Annotated in this window: 22 protein-coding genes and 1 tRNA gene; 7 read left to right on the top strand and 16 right to left on the bottom strand. The window is 67.0% G+C overall.

Going from position 1 to position 22529, the window contains the following annotated elements; genetic code table 11:
* Positions 1-35: 35 nt before the first annotated feature.
* The 11 genes from EL493_RS12240 to EL493_RS12190 are packed head-to-tail and all read right to left on the bottom strand — an operon-like array spanning position 36 to position 9543.
* Positions 36-530: a flavin reductase family protein gene (locus EL493_RS12240; RefSeq protein WP_019045912.1), complete on the bottom strand. Its 495-nt coding sequence runs from the start codon at positions 528-530 to the stop codon at positions 36-38.
* The gene (locus EL493_RS12235) at positions 527-1696 is read right to left on the bottom strand and encodes an MFS transporter (protein WP_019045911.1); all 1170 of its coding nucleotides are present in this window, start codon (positions 1694-1696) and stop codon (positions 527-529) included. Before EL493_RS12235 ends, EL493_RS12240 begins: the two co-directional genes overlap by 4 nt.
* 11 nt (positions 1697-1707) lie before the next feature.
* Positions 1708-2610, bottom strand: coding sequence for a formyltransferase family protein (locus EL493_RS12230; protein WP_022567230.1), 903 nt, complete (start codon positions 2608-2610; stop codon positions 1708-1710).
* Complete coding sequence (locus tag EL493_RS12225; RefSeq protein ID WP_019045909.1) at positions 2607-2873, bottom strand: hypothetical protein; 267 nt, start codon at positions 2871-2873, stop codon at positions 2607-2609. Before EL493_RS12225 ends, EL493_RS12230 begins: the two co-directional genes overlap by 4 nt.
* The gene (locus EL493_RS12220; RefSeq protein ID WP_022567229.1) at positions 2870-3784 is read right to left on the bottom strand and encodes an aminoacyl--tRNA ligase-related protein; all 915 of its coding nucleotides are present in this window, start codon (positions 3782-3784) and stop codon (positions 2870-2872) included. Before EL493_RS12220 ends, EL493_RS12225 begins: the two co-directional genes overlap by 4 nt.
* A 2-nt stretch (positions 3785-3786) precedes the next feature.
* Positions 3787-4953, bottom strand: a complete 1167-nt coding sequence (locus tag EL493_RS12215; protein WP_022567228.1) for an acyl-CoA dehydrogenase family protein — start codon at positions 4951-4953, stop codon at positions 3787-3789.
* Positions 4950-5207, bottom strand: coding sequence for an acyl carrier protein (locus EL493_RS12210; protein ID WP_019045906.1), 258 nt, complete (start codon positions 5205-5207; stop codon positions 4950-4952). The genes EL493_RS12215 and EL493_RS12210 overlap by 4 nt, the downstream gene beginning before the upstream one ends.
* 25 nt (positions 5208-5232) lie before the next feature.
* The gene (gene acpS / locus EL493_RS12205) at positions 5233-5634 is read right to left on the bottom strand and encodes a holo-ACP synthase (protein WP_019045905.1); all 402 of its coding nucleotides are present in this window, start codon (positions 5632-5634) and stop codon (positions 5233-5235) included.
* Positions 5631-6533 carry a hypothetical protein gene (locus EL493_RS12200; RefSeq protein WP_019045904.1) on the bottom strand — a complete coding sequence of 301 codons (903 nt, stop codon included), beginning with the start codon at positions 6531-6533 and terminating at the stop codon, positions 5631-5633. The genes acpS and EL493_RS12200 overlap by 4 nt, the downstream gene beginning before the upstream one ends.
* Positions 6530-8662: an MMPL family transporter gene (locus tag EL493_RS12195; protein ID WP_019045903.1), complete on the bottom strand. Its 2133-nt coding sequence runs from the start codon at positions 8660-8662 to the stop codon at positions 6530-6532. Before EL493_RS12195 ends, EL493_RS12200 begins: the two co-directional genes overlap by 4 nt.
* Positions 8663-8670: 8 nt before the next feature.
* Positions 8671-9543 (bottom strand): alpha/beta fold hydrolase, encoded by an 873-nt coding sequence (locus tag EL493_RS12190; RefSeq protein WP_019045902.1) that lies wholly within the window; start codon positions 9541-9543, stop codon positions 8671-8673.
* 561 nt (positions 9544-10104) lie between these two features.
* Between EL493_RS12190 and EL493_RS32285 the strand changes: the two genes are divergently transcribed.
* Genes EL493_RS32285 through EL493_RS12175 form a run of 4 tightly spaced genes read left to right on the top strand, consistent with a single transcriptional unit; the run spans position 10105 to position 14448 of the window.
* Positions 10105-11199 carry a hypothetical protein gene (locus EL493_RS32285; RefSeq protein ID WP_022567227.1) on the top strand — a complete coding sequence of 365 codons (1095 nt, stop codon included), beginning with the start codon at positions 10105-10107 and terminating at the stop codon, positions 11197-11199.
* Between the two features lie 20 nt (positions 11200-11219).
* On the top strand, positions 11220-12878 hold the full coding sequence (locus tag EL493_RS12185) for a GH3 family domain-containing protein (RefSeq protein WP_022567226.1): 1659 nt from the start codon (positions 11220-11222) through the stop codon (positions 12876-12878).
* A complete protein-coding gene (locus EL493_RS12180) occupies positions 12848-13771 on the top strand; it encodes a hypothetical protein (protein WP_126405673.1) in 924 nt (307 codons plus the stop codon). Before EL493_RS12185 ends, EL493_RS12180 begins: the two co-directional genes overlap by 31 nt.
* Positions 13771-14448 carry a DUF6182 family protein gene (locus EL493_RS12175; protein ID WP_022567224.1) on the top strand — a complete coding sequence of 226 codons (678 nt, stop codon included), beginning with the start codon at positions 13771-13773 and terminating at the stop codon, positions 14446-14448. The genes EL493_RS12180 and EL493_RS12175 overlap by 1 nt, the downstream gene beginning before the upstream one ends.
* A gap of 161 nt (positions 14449-14609) precedes the next feature.
* Here EL493_RS12175 and EL493_RS12170 read toward each other — a convergent pair.
* Positions 14610-14682: transfer RNA gene (locus EL493_RS12170), tRNA-Asn, on the bottom strand.
* 214 nt (positions 14683-14896) lie between these two features.
* On the opposite strand from EL493_RS12170, the gene EL493_RS12165 reads away from it, so the two are divergent.
* Positions 14897-15142 carry a hypothetical protein gene (locus EL493_RS12165; protein WP_030202633.1) on the top strand — a complete coding sequence of 82 codons (246 nt, stop codon included), beginning with the start codon at positions 14897-14899 and terminating at the stop codon, positions 15140-15142.
* Position 15143: 1 nt separating this feature from the next.
* Here EL493_RS12165 and dnaG read toward each other — a convergent pair whose 3' ends face one another.
* Genes dnaG through EL493_RS12150 form a run of 3 tightly spaced genes read right to left on the bottom strand, consistent with a single transcriptional unit; the run spans position 15144 to position 18918 of the window.
* On the bottom strand, positions 15144-17054 hold the full coding sequence (dnaG, locus tag EL493_RS12160; protein ID WP_019045896.1) for a DNA primase: 1911 nt from the start codon (positions 17052-17054) through the stop codon (positions 15144-15146).
* A 25-nt stretch (positions 17055-17079) separates the two neighbouring features.
* The gene (locus EL493_RS12155) at positions 17080-18333 is read right to left on the bottom strand and encodes a deoxyguanosinetriphosphate triphosphohydrolase (protein ID WP_019045895.1); all 1254 of its coding nucleotides are present in this window, start codon (positions 18331-18333) and stop codon (positions 17080-17082) included.
* 6 nt (positions 18334-18339) lie between these two features.
* A complete protein-coding gene (locus EL493_RS12150) occupies positions 18340-18918 on the bottom strand; it encodes a YdcF family protein (protein WP_232017319.1) in 579 nt (192 codons plus the stop codon).
* Between the two features lie 542 nt (positions 18919-19460).
* On the opposite strand from EL493_RS12150, the gene EL493_RS12145 reads away from it, so the two are divergent.
* Positions 19461-19682, top strand: a complete 222-nt coding sequence (locus tag EL493_RS12145) for a hypothetical protein (RefSeq protein WP_022567222.1) — start codon at positions 19461-19463, stop codon at positions 19680-19682.
* An 87-nt stretch (positions 19683-19769) separates the two neighbouring features.
* Here the strand turns inward: EL493_RS12145 and EL493_RS12140 are convergent, their stop codons facing one another.
* Positions 19770-20447: an MBL fold metallo-hydrolase gene (locus EL493_RS12140; protein WP_019045892.1), complete on the bottom strand. Its 678-nt coding sequence runs from the start codon at positions 20445-20447 to the stop codon at positions 19770-19772.
* Between the two features lie 114 nt (positions 20448-20561).
* Between EL493_RS12140 and EL493_RS12135 the strand changes: the two genes are divergently transcribed.
* Entirely contained in the window at positions 20562-22523 is a 1962-nt protein-coding gene (locus EL493_RS12135) for a TPM domain-containing protein (protein ID WP_019045891.1), read from the top strand.
* The last annotated feature ends 6 nt before the right edge of the window (positions 22524-22529 follow it).

Raw genomic sequence — 22529 nt, 5'->3', positions numbered from 1 at the left:
TTCAAGATCGAGATCTGTCCCACGCCGTCGAGATGTCAACTGACCGTGCGGAATCCCCGGTCGACGTACACCAACGGAGCCGGCGACGACGTGGTCTCAGCCGCGGTGACCTGGCCGAACAGCACCATGTGATCACCCGCCCGGTATCGGTCGGTGGTGTCACAGTCGAGGGTGGCCAACGCGCCACCGACCACCAGGCCGCCGGCGGTGCTGCGTGCGAGCCCACCACCGGAGAACTTGTCACCGAGCCCGCCGGCGAACCGCAATGCCGTGCGCTCCTGGTCCGCGGCGAGAATGCTCACCGCGAACCGCTGCGCCCGGGCGAACACCGGATAGGAATTCGCTGAGCGAGCCAAGCAGACCAGCAGCAGTGGCGGATCGAGCGAAACCGAGCACAGCGAACTGGCGGTGAAGCCGTACGGCCTCCCGTCCTCATCCTCGGTGGTGACCACCACGACCCCGGAGGGGAAACGCGACATCGCCAGACGGAAATCGTCAGCGGAACACTGCCGCTGTTCGGCGGTGGTCACCCACGCACCTCCTGCAGTGATGCGGAAGGCCGGGTGCTGGCGGCGAACACACCCAGCGCCACCAAGCTCACGACGATTCCGAGTGCGACCACCGCGTGCCAACCGGCTTGCGTCCACAGCACCGCGCCCAGGGCGGAGCCGGCACTGATACCCGCGAACCGCGTGAAGAAGTACAGGGTGTTGAGCCTGCTGTGGTCGCGTGCTGCCGCACCGAACAGCGCAGCCTGGTTCACGACTTGGTTGCCCCACAGCCCGACATCGATGAGGATCGCGCCCAGGACGACAATCGGCCATGCCGGCGGCCCCGCCACTATCAGCCACCCCACAACCAGCATGCCGATCAGCACTGCCTGGGTCAGTCGTACTCCGTGCTGGTCCGCGATGCGACCCGCGACGGGAGAAGCCAGGGCACTGACGGCTGCTATCAATCCGAATGCACCCAATGCCGCTGAGCCGAAACCGAATTCGGCGTGCATCTCGAAGGTGATGGTGTTCCAGAACGCCCCGAAGGCGATGCCGACCAGCCCGCCGGACACACAGACGCCCGCGACCGCCGGCCTGCGAATCAGGACGGCCATCGACCGCACGAGCCGCGGATACGTCAGCGACTCCGTAGACTGCGCTGTCGAGGGCAGCGCGCGGAGTAGCAGCACCATCACCACCACCATGGCCGCCAATGAGCACCAGTACGCACTGCGCCAACCCACCCATTCGGCCATGGCGCCCGCGTAGGCGCGGGAACAGACGATGCCGATGAGCAGTCCGGCCTGGAGGATGCCGACCGTGCGGCCCCGGCCTTCGTCTCCGCTGAGCAAGACCGCCAGCGGGATCACGACCTGCGGGATCGGGGTGAACATGCCGATGAGAAAACCGGCGACGGTCAGTGCCGTCACTGTCGGCGCCAGCGCGGAAGCTACCAGCGCGGCTCCGGTGAGGCCCATCATCGTCAGGATCAGGGGCCGGCGGTCCCTGATATCGCCCAGCGGCACCAACAGCAGGATGCCGAGCGCGTAACCGATCTGGGTCGCCGAGAGCACCAAGCCGGTGGTCTCGGCCGTCGCGCCCAGATCGGCGCCGATCTGTGGCAGCAACGGCTGTGTGAGGTAGATGTTGGACGAGGTCACGCCGCAGGTGATCGCCAACAGTACGGTCAGCGACCGTGGCATGCCCGACCTTTTCATCGCCCCGCGACCGGGTCCGTGTCTGCCGGCACTCCGGGTACGACGGTGAACTCGGCGTCGAGCGACCCCTTGCTGCGGTATACGTCGACCATGTCGCGCAGCGCGGTCAGCGAGATGCCACGTCGCGAGCCCGCAGCGATCTGCGCGCGTTCGGGATGCGAGAAATAGCTGCCGCCGCTCTGATGCCTTCCCGCGGCAATCGCGCTCGGAAGATCGGCCAGCACCGCCGAGAGCAATTCGGTGCCACTGCGATTCACGATGTCGTCCTGGTAGAGGACCGACCGGCCGGTGTCCGCAACCGACAGCTGCCCGATGATCGGGCCCGCGTCGATCTGCTCGTCCTCGATCAGGTGCGCCGTTATTCCGAACTTGCGGTCGTTCTCGATCGCCGAGAACAGCACCGGCCACAGCCCGCGACACACCGGCAACGGCGCAGCATGGAGGTTGACCACACCGTGGGCGGGTAGATCGATGACCCGCTGTTTGAGAATCTGGTCGAACCAGTAGATGACGATCAGATCGATGCCTTCGGCACGCATCGCCTCGATCACGTCCGCGCCGTTGACATTCTGCGAGTGGATGTGGCGCAGACCGTTCTGCGCGCACAGTTCGGCCACCGACAGGCGGTCCCGCTCACCACGGGTCACCGCCGAGCGGACCCGGTCGAAGGACAACCACGCGTTGTAGAACTGGAACGACGACAAAAGGTAGCCCGCGAAACCCAAGCCGGAACGGCGGATGTGTTGGACCGCCTGCTGGGCTGCGCTTCCTCGCGCCGGGCGGGTGACGTCGGAGGTGACGATCATCCTCACCTCTGGGTGCCGAGCCACGATCTCAGCCATGGCGGCCCCGGTCTGTGCGCATTCGACAGTGAAAAGCGCGATCCGGTATTCGCTCATCGCGCACCAGCTTCCTGTTGTTGCCTGTAGATGTAGCCTGCGAGCGCCTCGAACGACGCGGTGGTGTCCGGAGCCATGTCGTCGTCCCATTCGATGCCGAGTACGTCTTCGACCTCGACCATGAACGCCAGCAGTTTCACGCTGGTCAGCTTCAGCGCCCGGATGCTCTGGGGACCAGTGGTGTCGACATTCGGCGGCACCGCGCCCTCGGTGACCTCGCCCAAGATCTCGACAAGCTTGCTGACGAGCTCCGCGTGGGTCATGCGGACTCCAGGCGCAGCTGGGCGCGGACCGAGCCCGGCCAGGTCGAGGGATTGGTCCCGTGGGCGTGGATCAGGGCCAAGGCGATGCGCTCCAGTCCGAAGGCCGCGCACGCGGTATGGGCCGGTTCGCCGGCGACGGTGATGTCGAACGGCTCGCCGAAGTGCTCCTTGTGGCAGTTGGCACTGGCCACTGCTTGCACCTGTCCGTCACCCACCGCGACACACTGCTCGAATTTGAGTTCCTGCTCCTTCTGCGTCGCGCTCATCAGGCGACCCGCCGCGCCGAAGAACGGATCGCTGGCCGGGACCACCGATACCTCCAGACCCAGCGATTCCAGCCAGGCGCGCTGGCGCTGCACCCATTCGTCGCGCCAGGCGGTGCAGTCGTCGGCGCCGGCGATCCGGACGAATTCGCGCATGCGGAAACTGCGCAGCCTGCCCAGCTCGTGGGTGCCTTCCTGGCGATAGCAGTGTGCTTCGGCGGTGAGCACCGTGGGAGCGTCCAGATTCTGACCCTCGAACAACGGATACACGTGGTAGCAGGTCGCGGGCAGCACGCACAGATCGCTGATCTGCTGGTCGTCGTGCCAGTGCCCGGTTCCTGCGGTACGTGCCGCGTCCAGCTCCCGCCAGCGCTTGGCCGAGCCGGTGAACGAGTGGATGGTGCCGAGCAGGTTGGGGAAGGTATCGACGTAGCCGACGCGTTCGAGCAGCGATCGAGAGATCACCGGCGGCACCGCGAGTGGTGTCGGCTGCTGCGGCGCGGCGAGTTCGAGCAGCGAGGCCCGCATGCCCGAGATGATGGTGTCGAAGGCGTGGTTGGTCACGCTGATACCAGGCGTTTCCGACGCGATCAGCTCGGCGTCGGGCGAGGCCAGCAGGGCATTCGGGGTGATGGTGTCGACGCTCATGGTCATCCTCGCTTCAGCAGGGCAAGTCGGGTGTTGGTGGCGATGAGCCGCTCGTTGCCGATCATCAGCCGCGCGGAGTACAGGTCGCGCAGGTGCCGGGCAACCGAGAGCGGGCCAGCTTCGGCATAACCGGCCATGCCGCAGATCTCGAGGGCGAGTTCGACGACATCGACCGCGCCCCGGGAGACGAGCACCTTCAAGTCGTTGAATTGCATGGTCAATCCGGGTCCGCCGAGAGTCTCCAAAGCCGCCGGATCGTCCCAGATCGGGGTATAGCGACGGACCGAGTCAGCCAGCAGAGCTTCGAGCTGAGTCAGGGCTCGCGCCGCATCGGCCAGTCGCACGTCGGTGGTGCCACGCTTGCGCACCGCGGTCTGGGCGCGCTTGAAGGCGTCCGCGGCGATGCCGATCCATACCGCCGCCCACAGGATGTGGGAGTGCGGGACCATGGTGGCCGCCGCGATGGTGTCGAACCCGACAGGCAGGATGTGCGAAGCAGGCACTGTGGTGGTGAAACCGAAGGCGGGACTGCACGTTCCGCGCATGCCCATCGGATTCCATCCGGGGCCCGTCGGAGCGAGTTCGCTGCACGTGGCGTCGGCCAGCACCGCGACCTGGTCCCCGGCCTCGGCATCGGCACTGCGTCGGGCGGTGACCAGGTAGGCACCGGCGTACGCGCCGTAGGACACGGTGGGCGCCTTCTTGCTGAGGACCGCGCGATCGCCGTCGCGTTCGACGGCCGCGGTGGAGGTGCGCAAACTGCCGCCCACTCCGGCTTCGGAGGTGATCGAAGCGATGAGCGTACCGGTGGTGACGTAACGAGTCAGGGTGGCGACGAGGTCCGGGTCATCACCGTGGTGGCGGGCCACGCAAGCGATCTGCACCTGGTGCATCGCCCACACCATGGCCGTCGCCGAACACCCGCGGCCCAGTTCTCGTGCGACGCCGACCTGCTCGTTCAGCGAGAGTTCCGCGCCGCCGTACCGTCGTGCGACGGCGGCGCCCAGCAACCCCGCCGCGTGGATCGCCGCGATGGATTCGGCCGGGAAGACAGCCTCACGGTCGACGCTGCCCGCGTGCGCGGAAAGCACCTGCGCGGCAATTGTCTTCGCCGCCGCGACGGGATCACCGTTCGTCATCTGCTCGGGTAGAGCCGTAGACGTCGTCATGCCGACGCCATCGCGACGTCGGCGCTCTGGGAGCGCACCGCGGCGGCGATCGACGCGACCGAAGTGAAGGTGGCGCGGGTGAGGAGTTCTTCGGGGAACTCGATGTCGAATTCGTCCTCGACGGCCATCATGACGTTCACACTGTGCACCGAGCTCATCCCGGCTGCCCACAGATCTGTGTCGTTGCCGAGGACGGTTCCGGCCGCGCCGAGTGATGTGTGCGCCAGAACAATCGCAATAATGCGGTCTTCCATCGCTTTCCTCCTGTGGTTCTCGTAGTCAGAGGGGATCGATCGGGGTGGTGAAATGGAGGGCGACCATCGCGATCGCGTAGTCGCCGTCGTGGCTGAGGCTGATCGAGCTGCCGACGCACCCGTGCGCCAACGCCGCAGCCCTGGTGTGCTCGTGTAACCGCAGTACCGGTCGGCCGTCGTCGCGGCTGACGGTCTCGATCTCGCGCCAGCGCAACGTCGGCACAGCCGAGGCCAGCGCCTTGAACGTGGCCTCCTTCGCCGCGAACCGGGCCGCCAGCGATGCGGGACCGGCAGCACCTTGCGCGGCGCAGTAGGCCCGTTCGGTGTCGGTGAAGACCCGGTGCAGGAATCGTTGACCGTGGCGAGCCACGACCTGCTCGAATTCGGGTTGGAACACCAAGTCGACGCCGACGTGGGCGGCGGTCACGTCCTGATGCCGTCGGCGGCCAGATAGTCGGTGAGCATCTCGTTGAAGACGGTTTCACGGCCGTGCAGCTCGGTCAGCAGGCGCGCCAGCCGTGCCGGTCGCGGCGCGGCGTTGCCGCACGCCACCTCTCTGGCCATGGTGTGCGCCAGATACCAGCGCCGCGACAAACCCGCCGAGGCCTTGGCCGCCTCGGCGGCCCACGACCGGTTCAATCCGGCGACCAACTGCCCGAGCACGAGTCGCTCGGCGGCGACATCGGCGACATCGGCGATGCCGTCACCATCCGCCACCTCGGCCGCGAAGGCGGCAGCGAGGGGAAGTTCGGCGCGGTGGGCTGTGACTTCGCGAGCCAGGAAACCCACCATTCCCGCCTCGTCGAGAGGTTCGCCGACTCGACCGGCGCAGACGAGCGACACACCAGCACCGGCTGCGCTCATCCGGGACTCGGCGTACGTGGCCGGGTCCATCCGCCGTGGCTGTGGATGGTTCATCGCATCGGATACCAGCACGTGGTCGTCGCGATGTCCGAGGACGACGACAGCGTGAGTGAGATGCTCGACCTTCTCATAGGGGGACGGGATGTCGAACGAGTCCAGCCCCACGATCAGATCACCACCGGCGTCGAGGGTCTCCTGTTCGAACCGAATCGCGTGCGACCAGTCCATGTGGTGGTGCCTGGTCAGCGCCAAGCCGGTGAGCGCGGCCGTGTTGGCGATCATGCGCTCGCCACCGGTCAGCCGCGTTTCACCCCGGCGCCCGAAACCGAGCGCCGGGCCGAGTCGACGCAGCGGGTCCGCGACACCGCGCGTGTCGAGAACGTTCGCCAATGCCTGCAAGAAACAGGTGGCGAAAGGAGTGTCACCTCGCATGGTCAGTCCGGCGTTCAACGCCCCGATCATTCCCGTGCCTCCTGCAGTACCCGGATCTTGCGCAAGGGTGCCGGGAAATACCAGTTCCAGCGGCCGAGCATCGTCATCGTGGCGGGAACGAGAATCAGCCGGGTGATTGTCGCGTCCACCGCGACCGCCACACCGCAGGCGATACCGAGTTGCTGCACGACCGGTATTCCGGTCACGCCGAAGGCCGCGAAGACGGCAATCATGATCACAGCGGCACTCGAGATGACCCCTGCGGTACTCCCGACGCCCTCGGCGACTGCTCGCCGATCATCGCCGGTGGCTTCCCATCGCTCCCTGATTCTGGACAAGAGGAAAACCTCATAGTCCATCGACAGCCCGAAAACGACGGCCAGCACCAGCGGCAGCGCGAGACTCTGCACGTGGCCCAGTGGTTCGATCCCGGTGAGGTCCTGCAACCAGCCCCATTGGAACAGCGCGACGATGACACCGAACCCCGCACCCACCGAGAGCATGTTGGTGACGATCGCTTTGAGCGGAAGCACCAGACTGCGCAGCAGCAACGCCAGGAGAATGTAGGACAGCACCAGCACGAGCACAGCCACCAGGGGCAACCGATCATGGATGAGGCCGATCAGATCGACTCCGCTCGCGCCCGCTCCACCGACCGCGACATGCGATGTCGCCTCGATGCCGGTGGCCGGCAGGATCTCGGACCGCACTGTCCGGACGAAGCCACGCGCCGCCTCGCTCTCATAGTCGACGCTCAGCACCACTGCCAGTACCCGGACATCGCCTTCGGCGCCGATGACCTGTGCCGACTCGACCAGCGCGTCACCGCGAAGCGCCTCGGCCAACCGTCCCGTGTCCGCGTCGACGGAACCACCCGGGCGGCCTTGCAGGGTAATGACGACGGGTGCGTCGGCTCCTGGTCCGAGTAGCCGGTGCGCGGTTTCCGCGGCCTGGCGCGCCGAATTCTGTTCGGGGAGCTGACGCAGGGTGTCATCGCCCATCCGCAACGAGAAGACCGGGGCGATGAGCAGAGCGAGAGCGCCGAGGGCGAGCACCGTCGCGACGACGGGGCGGTCGACGACGCGCGCGGTCCAGCGATACCAGAACGTCGATTCCAGCGGCCGCTCGACCCCGTCCGATTCCACGCGCCCGATCCGGCCGGCGAGCAGGCTCAGCAGAATCGGTAGCAAGGTCACTGTCACGAGCACCGCGACACATACAACCAGGACCGCACCGAGCGCCATCGATCGCAACGCCGCGTTGTCGATGACGAACACACTGCTCAAGGCCGCGACAACGGTCGCGCCGCTGGCGACGACGGCCATCCCGGAGGTCCGCATGCTCGTCGCACGAGCCTGCTCGACGGTCGCCCCGCGCCGCAGTTCTTCACGGAACCGCACCACGACGAACAGGGCGTAGTCCACGGCGACGCCGAGACCGATCATCGACGACATGTTCAACGCGAACACCGACATCAGCGCGTGCTGAGAGATCAGATAGATCGCGGCGCCGGTCACAGCCAGACTGACGCCCGCGATCACGAGTGGCAGCGCGGCCGCGGCCAACGAGCCGAAGATCACCAGCAACATGAGCAGCAGAACGGGCATGCCGATCATCTCGGCCAGCTTCAGCCCGCTTTCGGAGACGTCGTGCAACGCCGCCGCCTGGGCACCGCGCCCGGCAACCTGGGTACGGCAACCCGGTTCGCCGCTCGACTCGTCGAAGTGATGGGTGAGATCGCGTCCAGCGTCGATCGCGCCGTTCCATCCTGTCGTCACGTGCAACGGAATCGCCAGCTCACGATGCCCGGTGGCCACCGCCTGCCGCGCCGCCACGGCAGCCGGCGCGGCAACCGAAACGGCGCTACCGCCGGCACCGACCTGCGCCAGGGTCCGCTCCAATTGCCGCTCTACCGATTCCGGGGCCGCGCCGGTGTCGCACCGGACGACGAGAAGCAGTTGTTCCTGGGACAAGGCCGGGAACTTTTCGGCGACTACTCGCTGAACTTGTTGCGATCCGCTCCCGGGGACCTCATAGCCACCGGCCGTGAGCCGGTCGGCTTGATGCAGCATGAGCGGCACCGCGGCTGCCACCAGGAGCAGCCATGCGCCGACGACCCACCAGCGATGGACGCGGGTGATCTGGATCAGTTTCTCCACCAGCGGATCTACTTCGCCCGCGACTCGGTCGTGGCGACGAAATCCGCCACCGATGCCTGGAATCGGTCGGTCGCCTCGAAGAACGGCAGATGCCCACAGCCTTCGATGATTTCGACGCTCGCCCGGGGCAGAATCTCGGCCAGGGCATGCAGGGAGGCGGGGCTGTTGCAGAAGTCGTCGTCCCCGTTGAGCAGGAGTGCGGGCGCGGTGATGCTGCGCAGCAGCTCCACGTCATCGCTGGCGTCGATGGACTCGCGCAGGTTCTCCGCGAGCTGCTCAGCGGTGTTCATGGCCAGGAAGCGCTCTCGCAGCGCCAGATAGGTGGCATTGCCGCCGAGGGCGAGCATCTTGTCGCCGAACACGAGCGGGTAGATCTGATCGAACAGTGCTCGTGGGCCGCCGGTTTCGACCGCGGTCAGCCAAGACTTCGCGATCCGACGACGGCGGTTGGACCCCCACGGGCTCAGCGGAGTCCCGATCAGCACCAGCCCGGCGACACGGTCGGGATGCGCGACAGCGAAGTCACGACAGATCAGCGTGGAGATCGAGGTTCCCACCAGGTAGGTCTTCTCGATGCCGAGGTGGTCGAGCAGGGACAGCAGGTCGTCGGAATGCTGACCGAATCCGAGCGCGGTGTCGCCGGAGGTGCCCTGGTTTCGGAGGTCGTAGGTCAGCACCTGATGGTTCTGCACCAGGTTGCCGGTGAAGGCGCGCCACGCGGTGCTCACCACGTAGATGGTGGAGACGAAGGTGATGCTGGGGCCCTGGCCCTCGACCTCGTAGTACAGGTCGCAGCCGTCGGCCGTCCGATGCACCGGGCTACCCTCCCGATAGCTCAGATCCACCGCTTCGATGCGGTCCGCTTCCATCATGTTGCTCATCCGTACATCCCTTGCGCACAGCAAAGTAGAGGTGCACCGCGCACCTCTGCTTCGACCAAAAAACGTAGAGACCACCCAGGGCCCCCACCTGTCAACGAACCCAGGAATCGAACTGGCCCATCGGTCTACACCGCCTGAGCCCGGCCACAGTCGGCCGTCATCCCCTGCCACCGACCTGCCCATCAGCGACGCCTGTGACCGTACGTCACAGATATACGTCCATGCAACGTAGCGCAGTAGTGCTCCGCCTCACACGATGTGTGCCGGAAAAGTTCTCACACCCGAGCACCCCCGGCGGTGAACCATGACGTAGACGCCATAAGCGCAGCAAGATGTACGAAGATCAGGCCGATTCGCGAAATCTCATGCCACCCAGCTAGGTTGGCGCTCCAGGCACCGGCTCGTGCCGACTACAGGGGTGAGACAACGCCCGCGACGACAGAACTCGTGGTCGCGATCACAGGGGAGGCCGTTCCACATGACCAGAACAAGCTTCGGCACCGACGATCGACCATGCCGATCCGCCGGCTACGTTTAATTTGCAACGAGGATGTACAGCGGATGCGAATCTTGGTCGCCCCGGTAACCATTACCCCGACGAAACCGATCGTCCCGTCTCACGTAAAAGCTTTTCTCTGGGCAGATCTGCTGCTCAAGGCAACAGCACAGACAACGAATATCACATGCCTGTGGAATCCCCGCACACCGAATTTATCGGGCCAAGCAATCGGATTCTGGGAATATCTCGACCGCACATACGGCCGCCGCGACTATTCGGACCTGGACGAGTTGTCGATCGGCCGGCTCTACGTCGAGTTCCACTCCCGCGGCGAGGTCGTACCGCACTCGGCCCTGGCACCGTACGTGGCCAAGGTCGAAGCCGAGGGATGGGCGCATCCGGCCACCACACGGATGGTCGAACTCTGGTCCCGGCAACTGGCGGACCTCGGCGTGCTCGATCCGGGCCTCAGCGATGACCGCCCCTCGAGATGGTCGGTCGATCGACTGGTCGCGGAACTGGAAACCGAGGGTTTGTGCTTGGACCATCGCACCATGGGCGGTCCCGTGTATCTGGACGGCACCCGATGGGGCGTCCCACTTCGGACTGTCATCAGCACGGCCGGTCATGCCAACTACGTCGCGACCGCCCTACGCGACATTTTGCCGCACGCACTGGAAAGCGACCACGTTCTCCTTGTTTTCGACGAAGAAGTCGGCCCGGATTTCATTCTGATAGCCAAACTGCTCCAACATTTCGGCATCTCGACATCACGACTCGCGCTCGGGCGGGTGCCCGTCGATGGCCGAACCCTGTCGAGTCGTCACGGCGGGTGGGCCGGCGTGAGTCTGTCCGAAATTCAAACGAAAGCACTCGCCGAGTTCTCCGAGAGTGAGTACCGACTCGCGATGCGAATCTATTTCATATCGACACTGGGTCGCGCGTCCCCAGTCTCGTTCAGCTACCAAGGACTGTTCCGCGCCCTGAAGAAGGCTCGGAGACTGCTCGATCAGGAGCACAGCGCCGCCGCCTCGGTCACCGAATTCATCCGACCCCATATCACGCAGTCCGGGTGGACAGACCCCTACCGTCTCACCACTGCCGTGATCAGCCGGCCGGTCCCACGGGCCGTCATCGACTCCCTCTATATCCGTTGATCGAACCCACGAGGAACACCTTGTCCAACAACGCCGCGAACAACAGCGAACCGATCAGGGCCAAGGCATTCGCAGCGCGAGATGCCCTGCTGACAGCTCTGGCCGACCCCGAGGGCACGCAGAACTCCCTTCTCGCGCACATACTTCGCCGCAATTCGGGCACCCAGTTCGGCATCTATCACGACTTCGCCGATCTGCGGGGCGCAGACGACTTCCGCAGCGGCGTTCCCATACGCATGCATGAGGATTTCGAACCTTGGCTGGATCGGGCGATAGCCGGCGAGGCGAACGTGCTGGCCGACGAGGAGGCCATCGCCTACTTTTCCAGCAGTGGAACGACGGGCCGGGAGAAACAGATTCCGGTCACGCTCTCCTATCTGACGGAGAGCTTCATCCCGTTCTACTTCACCGGACTCGCCAATCTGCTGGACCGCCATCCGGATGTGCTCGCAGATGACAACGCGGTCCTCAATCTCTGGCAGGACCCCGACGCACCGATCGATCGAACCGCCGGTGGTCAACCACACCTGGGCGCCAGTCAGCTGGACTACGAGCGATTCGGACGGGAGTCGGCCGTCGGCCTCGGGAACCATGCCGTCTGGAGTCGGTTACCCGCAGAGCTTCACGATGCCGATCCGCTCACGCGCACCTACGCCAAAGTTCGCATAGCTGCCGAGTACGACGTCCGCTGCGTGTTCGCCGTCAATCCAGCTATCGCACATGCGCTTCCGACGCAGCTGCGTATGTGGTGGCCGCGAATCGCCGAAGAGATCCGCCGAGGGACCGTGGCCGACGCTCCGTTCTCCGTCGGCGATCCTGCGCGCGCCACACAGATCGAAACTACGGCCGCTCGGACCGGAACCGTCCGGCCGAAGGATCTCTGGCCCAACCTGACCGGCGTCGTGACCTGGACTGCCTACACCGCAGGCTTGTACCTGCCCAAACTGATGCAGGACTACGGACCGAACGTCGAGATCGTCGCGGCTCCGATCGGTTCGTCCGAGGGGCCACTCGCGGCACCCATCGATCGACATCCCACCGGCGCCCCGCTCGCCATCACCTCGAGCTTCCTGGAGTTCGTCCCAGTCGAACACGAGATCCGCCCGACTTCGTCCACCCTGCTGGCTCACCAGCTCGAACTCGGACGCGATTACCACGTCGTGATGACCCGCTTGGGCGGTATCTATCGTTGCGCGACCCGCGACATCGTGCGCGTGGTCGGGTTCGTCGGCCGCACACCACGGATCGCCTACCGCGGACGCCAAGGCGATCTGATCGCGGGGTCTGCGCGGTTACGTGAGGACCAGATCATTCAGGCCGTGCGGGATGCCGTGTCCGAGTCCGGGCTTGCCGTGGAGAATCTGGCGGCCCGCGTGAGTCCGTCGGCAGTGTCCCGGTACGAGATCGCCGTGGAATTCGATCGAAACGAGCCGCCGACCGAAACACAGCGGTTCGCCGAATTGCTCGACACTCACCTGGCGAGAGAGTCGGCATCGTACGCAGACGCCCGTGAGCGCGGTTCGATCGACGCCGTACGGGTATTACACGTGCCGCCGTCCACCTTCATGCGAGAGTGGCTGGAGCGAGTCGCCTCTGGTCAACGCCCCACCAGGATCAAGGATCGCGTATTCGCGCCGACCGTGGCGGCATGGTCGACGGCGTCCCCCGCCGAGCTGTGAGCATGATGCGCGCGATTGCGGTCCGGTCGAATCAAAACGGCCGGCTCGATGCCGATTCGGCTGTGTTCGACGAAACCTCAGCAGACCGGCTGCCTCCTGTTGTCGCGCTGGTCGGCATCGACGGCTCCGGCAAGTCCACCACCGCCGAGCTCGTCAGGCGGCTCCTCGCCCCACACTGCGCGATGGTCACCTGCCTCCGCAATCATCACTCGGTCGACGCGCCCCTGCAGAGTCTGTCCCGCGCGCTGGAAAGACTCAGCCGCCATGCCGACACCATCGGCAGCGAGCGACTCAAGCTCGTGGCCGTCTACCTACAGCTGTGTATGTACGGACCGACGACAAGGTTTGTCGCTCACGCCACCGCACCGACGGTGATCATCTCCGATCGCGATCCCATCATCGACGCGGCGGTCTATCTGCCCCTGTTGCGGACGGCGGTCAGCGATTCCGATGACATCGATCGTCTCGAACGGTGGTGGGAGCGGGCAGACACCGGCGAGCGAGAACTGATCGACGATTGGGCAGCGGCGCAGCGACGTCGATTGGGCATCGAAGCCGACCTCGTAGCCACCTCGGATGAGCTCGTGGCGGTACTCGGGCTACCTGTCAACCTTCTGATCGAACAGATCGCCGATCGAATTCAATCGGAACTCCCCCAGCTGCTCATCTGGCTGGACGCGGACGTCGACCAAGCGGTTCAACGGATCGCCCGTCGAGGAGGACCGGCGAGACCTCATGAAACCGGCACCCGCCTGGAGGCGATTCGGGGCCGGTATCAGCAAGTCTTGGCCGAAGCCTCGGCCCTCGTGCCGACCTATCGCATTCCGATGGCAGAAACACGCCCCGAGGCGGTAGCGAGGCAGGTCATCGAGTTGATCGAAGTGGAGCTGTAGTGTTCTCCCAGAACTTCCTGCAGCGTGAAATCGACTCCAGGATCGAGCAATTCGGCGGACGGAACGGCCGACGAGATGACCAGGGTGCGGCTGCCGTGGTGGTCGGCGCTTTCGATCCGGTGGTCTTCATCCGATCCAGTCTGGATTTCGCCCTCGGACTTCCGGACGAAGAGCTGAGCGACTGGTGCGCGAGCTTCACACGAACGATCTTCCTGGCGGGCAACCCGGCCAACCTCGAGTCGAGGCATGAACCACGCTGCAAATCGAGCGACAACACGATCGCTTGGTACGCGCCGACAGCTACCAAGTCCGTCCTCGCCGTTCGCAGGCTACTGAAACCGCTACAGGGCCCGTCGGGTGTTCCGCCTGTCGGATTCTCGACGCGAATCGAAGCCCGGGGCGCCGATAGTCCGCAGGTTGCCGAGGTGCTGGTAGAAGTCACCGGCCTCAGCACTGAGCACTACCTTGTGCATGTAAACCATCTGATAGCCGAATCAGTAGCCGTGAAACTGATATCGAAGTCCACGGTCCTACATCTTCGACACGTCGAGCGCATCACCCCAGCCGATGGGCCATTCGGCTATCTGCGGGTGGCGCCGGGTCGCGATGGCCTACTTCGTTGCTACTCAGCGCTGGTCGTGCGTGGTCAGTCCGCGGTCTTCTCATCATCCGAGTGAGTTCTTCCACCGAGCCGGCACGTGGCTCAGCACTCCTTCACGACGGCCACGAATTGGAGGCGGCCTCCGGCCAGGTGTGAACCGGAACTCCTCGCGCATCTTATCGCCAGACAAACAACACAGGCCAGGCACGGTTAACGTGCCTGGCCTGGTGGTTTATGCTCCCCCATCTGGACTCGAACCAGAAACCTGCCGATTAACAGTCGGCTGCTCTGCCAATTGAGCTATAGGGGAATGCTGCCCTGAGTGGTTAGACTCAGGCGGTCTGCCTTGGCGGGCTGACCGAGATGAAACTTTAGCGCATGGGGTTGCGGGTTCCCAAATCGGAGCTCTACCTGCGGTCATGCGGCGTATAACGATGTGTCGACGAAGGGTGGCCGGATCGACACGGGTGGGGCGGCTGGGGCAGGATGGAGCCCGCACACAGACGTGGGAGGAGCTCCAGGAGATGCTGCGGTTGATCATCGGCGTAGCGGCCGGTTATGTGCTGGGCACCAAGGCCGGGCGCGCGCGCTACGAGCAGATCAGTGCGGCGACACGGGCCGTCACGGGGAGCCCGGTGACGAAGAAGCTGGTGTCGGTGGGCCGGCAGAAGCTGTCGGACAAGTTGAGCACGCAGCCGAAGCTGGAGCCGATGACGCCGATCGACGAGCGCACCACCGTGCTGGTGCCGCACAACCAGCTGCGGCGCTGACCTAGACGCCCGCGGACTCGCTGCCCATGGCCTGGGCGGCGAGGCTCTTGCGGTACTGCTCGAGCGCGACCAGGTCGCCGAACAGGGTCATGTAGGCGTCGGGTTCCTCGCTGGCCGACAGGCGCTGCAGCTTGGACTTCAGCTCGGCGATCTGGCGGCCCACCCAGGCCTCCTGCGTGCGCGCCAGGATGCCGGTGATGAAGCGTGGGGTGTCGTTGTGGGAACGCACCGGGAGCTGCTCGCCGGCCAGCTCGGAGACCAGCGCGCGGATCATCAGGTCGTCGGTGTGGTCGGCGACGGCGGCGACCCATTCGGCGCCGCTGAGGCCCGCGGCGGTGCCGCCCGCCTGGCTGATCATGATGCGCACCGCGACGTAGGCCGGGTGGGTGAAGGCGGCGGCGTCGATGGAGTCGAACACCACACCCGCGATGCCCGGGTATTGCAGTGCGGCACTGAGGGTTTGGCGCTGGGCTAGCAGGACGGGGTCGTTGGGCGCGGGCCGGACCGAGCTCTCCTCGACGCGGGGCGCGGCGATCGGCGCTGCAGCCTTGCCGTTGGGCGCGGCACCGCCCATCCGGTTCTTCTTGGCTTCCTCGCCGACCCGGCGGACGACGAGCTGGATGTCGTCCCAGCCGACCCAGCCTGCCAGTTTGGTGGCGTAGCCCTTGCGGGTGGCGTTGTCCTTGATCTGGGCCACCACGGGCACCGTGCGACGCAGCGCCTCGACGCGACCCTCCACGTCGTCGAGGTTGTGTTCGGCAAGCAGGCCGCGGATCACGAACTCGTACAGCGGAGTTCGGCGCGCGACCAGGTCGCGGACAGCGGCGTCGCCGGAGTGCTGACGCAGTTCGCACGGGTCCTGGCCGTCGGGGGCGACGGCGATGTAGGTCTGGCCGGCCAGGCGCTGATCGCCGCTGAAGGCCTTCAGCGCTGCCGCCTGGCCCGCCGCGTCACCGTCGAAGGTGTAGATGATCTCGCCGCGCCAGAAGTTGTCGTCCATGAGCAGCCGGCGCAGCACCTGGAGGTGTTCCTCGCCGAAAGCGGTGCCGCAGGAGGCGACGGCGGTCTTGACGCCGGCCAGGTGCATCGCCATCACGTCGGTGTAGCCCTCGACGACGACGGCCTGGTGGCCCTTGGAGATCTCCCGCTTGGCGTGGTCGAGACCGAACAGCACCTGAGACTTCTTGTACAGCAACGTCTCCGGCGTGTTCACGTACTTGCCGGGCATGGTGTCGTCGTCGAACAGCTTGCGCGCGCCGAAACCGATCACCTCGCCGCCGAGATTGCGGATCGGCCACAGCAGACGCCGGTGGAACCGGTCGATCGGGCCGCGCTTGCCCTGCTTGGACAGGCCCGCGGCCTCGAGCTCCTTGAACTCGAAACCCTTGCGCAGCAGGTGTTTGGTGAGCGCGTCCCAGCCGCCGGGGGCGTAGCCGCAGCCGAACTGCTGGGCGGCGGCGCCGTCGAAGTTGCGGTCGGTGAGGTACTTGCGGGCCGTCTCGGCCTCGGGTTCGCGCAGCTGTGCCATATAGAACTCGTGCGCGGCGGCGTTGGCGGCGACCAGCCGGGAGCGGGTGCCGCGGTCGCGCTGGACCGAGGTGCCGCCGCCCTCGTAGTTGATCTGGTAACCGATGCGGTCGGCCATCTGCTCGACGGCCTCGACGAAGCCGATGTGCTCGATCTGCTGCAGGAACTTGTAGACGTCGCCGCCTTCGCCACAGCCGAAGCAGTGGAACAACCCGTGGTTGGGCCGCACATGGAACGACGGCGATTTCTCGTCGTGGAAGGGGCACAGGCCCTTGATCGAGTCGGCGCCCGCGCGCTTGAGCGCCACGTACTCACCGACGACGTCTTCGATCCGGACCCGGTCACGGATCGCCGCGATATCGCGATCTGGGATTCGTCCGGCCACGATGACTGAGTCTAGTCGGGCCGGTTCAGCGGCAGTCGAGTGAGGCGGCCACGCGCTCGAAGCGGCTCTCGGTGTAGGAGGCGATCTGGTCGATGATCACGCGCACCCGGGCGGTGTCGTCGGTGGCGGCGTTCCACCAGGGCAGCATCTGGTCGTCGAGGTGGGCGGGCGCGGTGGTGAGCAGCCGGTCGGCGACGGCCTGCACGCGCTCGCGCTGGGTCTGCTGACGGGCCAGGTGGCCGGGGTCGGAGCGCACGTAGCGCAGCGCGACGGTCTTGAGCACGGCGACCTCGGCGGCCACGATCGGCGGCACGATCAGATCCGATTCGTAGCGGATCAGCGGACCCGGCCCGTGCTGTTCCTGGGTGGCGGCGATCGCGGCGGTGGCGAAGCGTCCGACGAGCTCGCTGGTCATCCGCTTGAGCGCGACCGAGGCGGCGAAGGTGCCGTCGTAGTGCACCGCGTCGGCCACCACGTCCAGTTCGGACAGGCGTTGGGCGGCGGCGGCCAGCGCGCCGATCGTCTGGTCGGGGTGCTGGCCGTGGCCCTGTTCGGCGAGGGCGGCCTGTTCGGCGGGGTCGGCCAGGGCGCGCAGGTCGATCCGGCCGACGATCACGCCGTCCTCCACGTCGTGCACCGAGTAGGCGACGTCGTCGGACCAGTCCATGATCTGGCATTCCAGGCTCTGCTTGCGCTCGGGCGCGTCCTTGCGAACCCAGGCCAGGCGCTGCAGGTCGTCTTCGTAGGCGCCGAACTTGGTGCCGGAACCGCTTCTGCCCCACGGGTATTTGAGGGTGGCGTCGAGCGCGGCGCGAGTGAGGTTGAGCCCGGCGCTCTCTCCCGCCGGGTCGAGCACCTTCGGTTCCAGCCGGGTGAGGATGCGCAGGTTCTGCGCGTTGCCCTCGAAACCGCCGTATTCGTCGGCGAATTCGTCGAGGGCGCGTTCACCGTTGTGGCCGTAGGGCGGGTGGCCGATGTCGTGGGCCAGGCCGGCCAGGTCGACCAGGTCGGGGTCGGCGCCGAGACCGTCGGCGATGCTGCGCCCGATCTGGGCGACCTCGAGCGAATGGGTCAGCCGGGTGCGCGGGGTGTCACCCTCGCGCGGGCCCATGACCTGGGTCTTGTCGGCGAGGCGGCGCAGTGCGGCCGAATGCAGGACGCGGGCGCGGTCACGGGAGAATTCGCTGCGGTGACCTTTGCCCGCCGCGCCGGGCCAGGCGGTCTTGCCCGGCTCGTGGACCATGCGTTCCCGGTCGTGCGAGGTGTAGCTGTCGCTCATCGAATCTCACTGTCCCGCCGTATAAGAGAAATCTGCCGAGAAATGGGTGAGCTGGTACCAGAGCAGCGCGCCGGTCTCGCGAGCGATGCCGTGGAACTGCGACTCCCTGGTGTAGACGGCCGGTCCGGTGCGGGTCGGCGCGGTCCACGCGTCCAGTCCGGCATCTCGGGCCATCGTCCTGGTGCGCAGTGAATGCCACGGATCGCTGACGAGTACGGCCGATGACATTCCGCGCGCCTGCATGGCGGTCGCCACCGCTTCCACACTGCGCAGGGTGTCCGAGCCCGTCTCCACGGCGAGGATGTCCTCGCCGGGGACGCCCTTGTCCTCGAGGTAGCGCTTGCCGGAGGCGGCCTCGGTGTAGAGGTCGCCCTCCTGTTTGCCGCCGACGGTGATCACCCGGGGCGCCACGCCCGCCTCGTAGAGCCGCCACGCCTGGTACAGCCGAGCCTCGAACACCGACGACGGCGTGCCGGAGTACTGCGCGGCGCCCAGCACCACGATCGCGTCGGCCGGGCTGTAGTCGTCGATCCGCGCGACCTGCCACACCCGGACCGCCGTCCCGGCCACCAGCACCAACCCCATCAGTACCGCCCCCGCGATCAGCCGGCCGGTCCAGAGCGAGACGGTCGACACGAGCCCGCGCGGACGTGGAGCATCCGGGGCAGGAGCGGCCGTTCGCGGGAAACCCGATTTCATCCTGATCAGTCTGCCAGGTCGGTACGACGACCGATCATGCCAGCGGTCACCACCGGATTCCGGTCCGGTGAACTACCGGGCGCGGGTCCGTTCCCCCGGCTGTTCGAGACCGCCGGGCGGGTGGGGCCGCGTACATCCGGATCGAATTCGAGTAGTCGCGGGGGTCGACAATTGCCTGGTCAGGGGCGTGTACTGGGATTGGTGCCCTGCGACGACACCAGGACACCACCTAGTTGGGCGGTCTGGTCAACCGGGTAGCCCTCCCACCGGTCGTTCGCCTGGCGAGCGGCATCTCCCGGTCCCCGTGGAGCGGGAATCGACAGGTTCCACAAGCATTCTCTGTTGCGCGAACCGGTTTTTGTAACGACGGCTCCTCGAAGGAGGTGCCCACCTCAGAGATCTCCGCGCGACCCCCCGAAGGAGGTCGCATGACCCACAGAAACAACAAACCGGTCTTCAGGATGACGCTGTTCCGTGGAGGCAAAGTGGTTATCCACTGCGCATTCCGCCTACGGACCGTCACGAAGGCCGGGAAGATCGCGCTGACGATCTTCGTGCTGGCCGGGGCGTTGTCGACAGGCTCGCAGCCTGATCTACTGCCCGTCTCGCTCGCAGCGCCGACAACCGGCATCGTCGGGTCGGCGGTGTAATCACCGTCAGGAGTTGGCGGCGTCAGAACCGTCGGAGGAACGGCACTATGGCCCGGGCCAGGTGCCGTTCGTTCCGTCCGGACGGGTTCACCAGCCGCGTTCGCGCCACTCCGCGAGGTGCGGGCGGTCGGCGCCGAGGGTGGTGTCGTCGCCGTGGCCCGGGTAGACGACGGTGTCGTCGGGGTAGCGGTCGAACAGCTTGGTGGTGACGTCGTCGAGGAGGGTGCCGAAGTCGGCGGGGCTGTGCGTTTTGCCGACGCCACCGGGGAAAAGGGAGTCGCCGGTGAAGAGGTGGGTTCGGCCCGCGCCGTCGATGAGGGACAGCGCGATCGAACCCGGGGTGTGGCCGCGCAGGTGGATCACCTCGAGCGCGAGGTCGCCGACCTGGATGGTGTCACCGTCGGCCAGCAGGCGGTCGGGCTGGACGGGCAGGATGCCCGCGTCCAGTGGGTGCGCGGCGGTCGGGACGCCGAGGGTCTCGGTCACCTCGGCGAGGGCCTGCCAGTGATCGGGGTGCTGGTGGGTGGTGACGATGAGGTCGAGCTGGCCCGGCGTCTCCTGCGCGGTCAGGTCCAGGATGCGGGCGGCGTCGTTGGCGGCGTCGATCAGGACGGCGGCGCCGGTGGCGGTGCACTGCACGAGGTAGGCGTTGTTGTCCATCGGGCCGACGGACATCTTCACGATGCGGGCGCCCGGCACGTCGCGCTGCTGGGCGGCCTCGCCTGCGGTGACATGTCCGGAGTAGAGGCGATCGACTGTGACCATGCGCCGATCGTAGAAGCCACGCGGCGCGCTGTCGTACCCGCGTCCTCGGCACCCGACCGTTAGATTCGACACATGCGGCAGTCGAGGACGAGTTCGGCCCCCCATCCTGTTCCGGTGCGCGCGTGGACCGGTGTGCTGTGCGCGGTGCTCGCCGCACTGGCCGTGCTGTGCGCGCCGGGCGTGCGCGCGGAGCCGCCGTCGCGGATGGGCCCGCGGGTGGTGGACTCCGCCGGCGTGCTCAGCGGTGCCGACGAGGAACGGGTGCTCGCGGCCGTCGACCGGCTCTACCGCGATCACCAGGTCAAGATGTGGGTGATCTACGTGCGCGACTTCGCCGCGATGGCTCCGCGCGAGTGGGCGGCCCGCACCAGCGAGCTGTCCGGGTTCGCCGAGCACGATCTGCTGTTCGCGGTGGCGGTGGACGACCGCGGCTACTGGCTCGACGGCACGCTGCCCGACGAGGTCAGCGACAGCGAGCTCGACACGCTGCTGGCCGGGACGGTGGAGCCCGATCTGCGCGACGGTAGATGGGCCCAGGCCGCGGTCGGCACCGCCGACGGCATCGGCTCGGCGATGACCGGCGGCGGCGTCGCCTGGGGCTGGCTGATCGGTATCGCGCTGGCGGTCGTGGCGGTGGCCGGCGGGCTGATCCTGTTCTCCCGCAAGCGTCGCCGGGATGCCGGTCGTGCCGAGCTGGATACCGCGCGCACGGTGGATCCGGCGGATTCGGCCGCGCTGGCGAAACTGTCGCTGCCCACCCTGCACGCCCTCTCCCGCGAGCGGCTCGTCGAGATCGACGATGCTGTGCGGACAAGCACCGAGGAATTGGCGCTGGCGACCGGCGAATTCGGGGAGACCGCGGTGACACCGTTCCGCACCGCCCTGGATGCGGCCCGTGCCGCCACGGCCACGGCGTTCACCCTTCGCCAGCAGCTCGACGACGCCGTGCCCGAAACCCCCGACCAGCAGCGCGGCATGCTGATCGAGCTGATCACCACCGCGGGCAAGGCCGATCGCGAACTGGACGCCCAGGTGGCCGATTTCGACGCCATGCGCGACCTGCTCATCGATGCGCCCGCCCGGCTGGACGGCCTGACCCGCGACGTCGTCGACCTGACCGCCCGCACGCCCGCCTCCGAAACCGAACTGGCCCGGCTGGATACGGCCTACCCGGCCTCGGTGCTAGCCCCGATCCACGACAACGTGCGCATGGCGCGCGAGCGGATCGCCTTCGCCGAGCAGAACATCGACACCGCTCGGGCCGCGCTGACCCAGCCGGTCGGCAAGCAGGGTGGTGCGGTGGCGGCGATCCGCGCCGCCGAGGGCGCTGTCGGGCAGGCTCGCGCGTTGCTCGACGCCGTCGACCAGGCGGCGACTAATATCCAGCAGGCCCGCGACGGGCTGCCCGGTGCGCTCGACGAGCTGCGCGCCGATCTGGCCGCGGCGGCTCAGCTCACCGAGTTCGGCGGCCCCGAGCTGGCCGCCGCGGTCACCCGGGCTTCGACCGTGCTGAACAGTGGCGAAGGTGAGGCCGATCCGCTCGGCGCCTTCCACGACGCGGTCACCGCCGACGCCGAACTGGACAAGGCGATCGCCGCCGCCTCGGATCGCAAACTCGCCGTGGAGGACCTGCGGCGCAGGCTCGACCGCGCGCTCACCGACGCGGCCGCGCGCATCGATGCCGCGTCCTCCTTCATCACCACCCGCCGCGGCGGCGTCGACGCCGAGGCACGGACCCGGCTGTCGGAGGCGCAGCGGCACCTCGACGAGGCGCGCGGGCTGGCCGCGACCGCCCCGGATCGTGCCCTGACCAGCGCGCAGGCCGCCGCCGACCTCGGCGGACGGGCCATTGAACAGGCGCAGGCCAGCGTGCGGGCGTGGGAGTCGCGGCAGCCGGTGGCGGGCAGCTCGCAGGCGGGTGCGGTCCTGGGCGGCATCCTGCTCGACGGGTTCCTGCGGGGCTCGCTCGGCGGCGCGACGCGCGGTGGCGGCGGTTTCGGTGGGGGCGGGTACCGGCCCGGGTCGTACGGCGGGTCCTCGGGGTCACGGCGGGTCAGCCGGGGCGGGCGATTCTGAGTCGGG

The organism is Nocardia asteroides (assembly GCF_900637185.1).
Lineage (GTDB): Bacteria > Actinomycetota > Actinomycetes > Mycobacteriales > Mycobacteriaceae > Nocardia > Nocardia asteroides.
Note: the sequence above shows the minus strand (reverse complement) of the source record. Positions and strands in the feature narration are given on the sequence as shown.

Coding starts and splice junctions, on each gene's coding strand:
- EL493_RS12235 (WP_019045911.1), bottom strand. CDS start 1,696: ATGCCACGGTCGCTGACCGTACTGTTGGCGATCACCTGCGGCGTGACC.
- EL493_RS12230 (WP_022567230.1), bottom strand. CDS start 2,610: ATGAGCGAATACCGGATCGCGCTTTTCACTGTCGAATGCGCACAGACC.
- EL493_RS12225 (WP_019045909.1), bottom strand. CDS start 2,873: ATGACCCACGCGGAGCTCGTCAGCAAGCTTGTCGAGATCTTGGGCGAG.
- EL493_RS12220 (WP_022567229.1), bottom strand. CDS start 3,784: ATGAGCGTCGACACCATCACCCCGAATGCCCTGCTGGCCTCGCCCGAC.
- EL493_RS12215 (WP_022567228.1), bottom strand. CDS start 4,953: ATGACGACGTCTACGGCTCTACCCGAGCAGATGACGAACGGTGATCCC.
- EL493_RS12210 (WP_019045906.1), bottom strand. CDS start 5,207: ATGGAAGACCGCATTATTGCGATTGTTCTGGCGCACACATCACTCGGC.
- EL493_RS12200 (WP_019045904.1), bottom strand. CDS start 6,533: ATGATCGGGGCGTTGAACGCCGGACTGACCATGCGAGGTGACACTCCT.
- EL493_RS12190 (WP_019045902.1), bottom strand. CDS start 9,543: ATGAGCAACATGATGGAAGCGGACCGCATCGAAGCGGTGGATCTGAGC.
- EL493_RS32285 (WP_022567227.1), top strand. CDS start 10,105: ATGCGAATCTTGGTCGCCCCGGTAACCATTACCCCGACGAAACCGATC.
- EL493_RS12180 (WP_126405673.1), top strand. CDS start 12,848: ATGGTCGACGGCGTCCCCCGCCGAGCTGTGAGCATGATGCGCGCGATT.
- EL493_RS12165 (WP_030202633.1), top strand. CDS start 14,897: ATGCTGCGGTTGATCATCGGCGTAGCGGCCGGTTATGTGCTGGGCACC.
- EL493_RS12155 (WP_019045895.1), bottom strand. CDS start 18,333: ATGAGCGACAGCTACACCTCGCACGACCGGGAACGCATGGTCCACGAG.
- EL493_RS12150 (WP_232017319.1), bottom strand. CDS start 18,918: ATGGGGTTGGTGCTGGTGGCCGGGACGGCGGTCCGGGTGTGGCAGGTC.
- EL493_RS12145 (WP_022567222.1), top strand. CDS start 19,461: ATGACCCACAGAAACAACAAACCGGTCTTCAGGATGACGCTGTTCCGT.
- EL493_RS12140 (WP_019045892.1), bottom strand. CDS start 20,447: ATGGTCACAGTCGATCGCCTCTACTCCGGACATGTCACCGCAGGCGAG.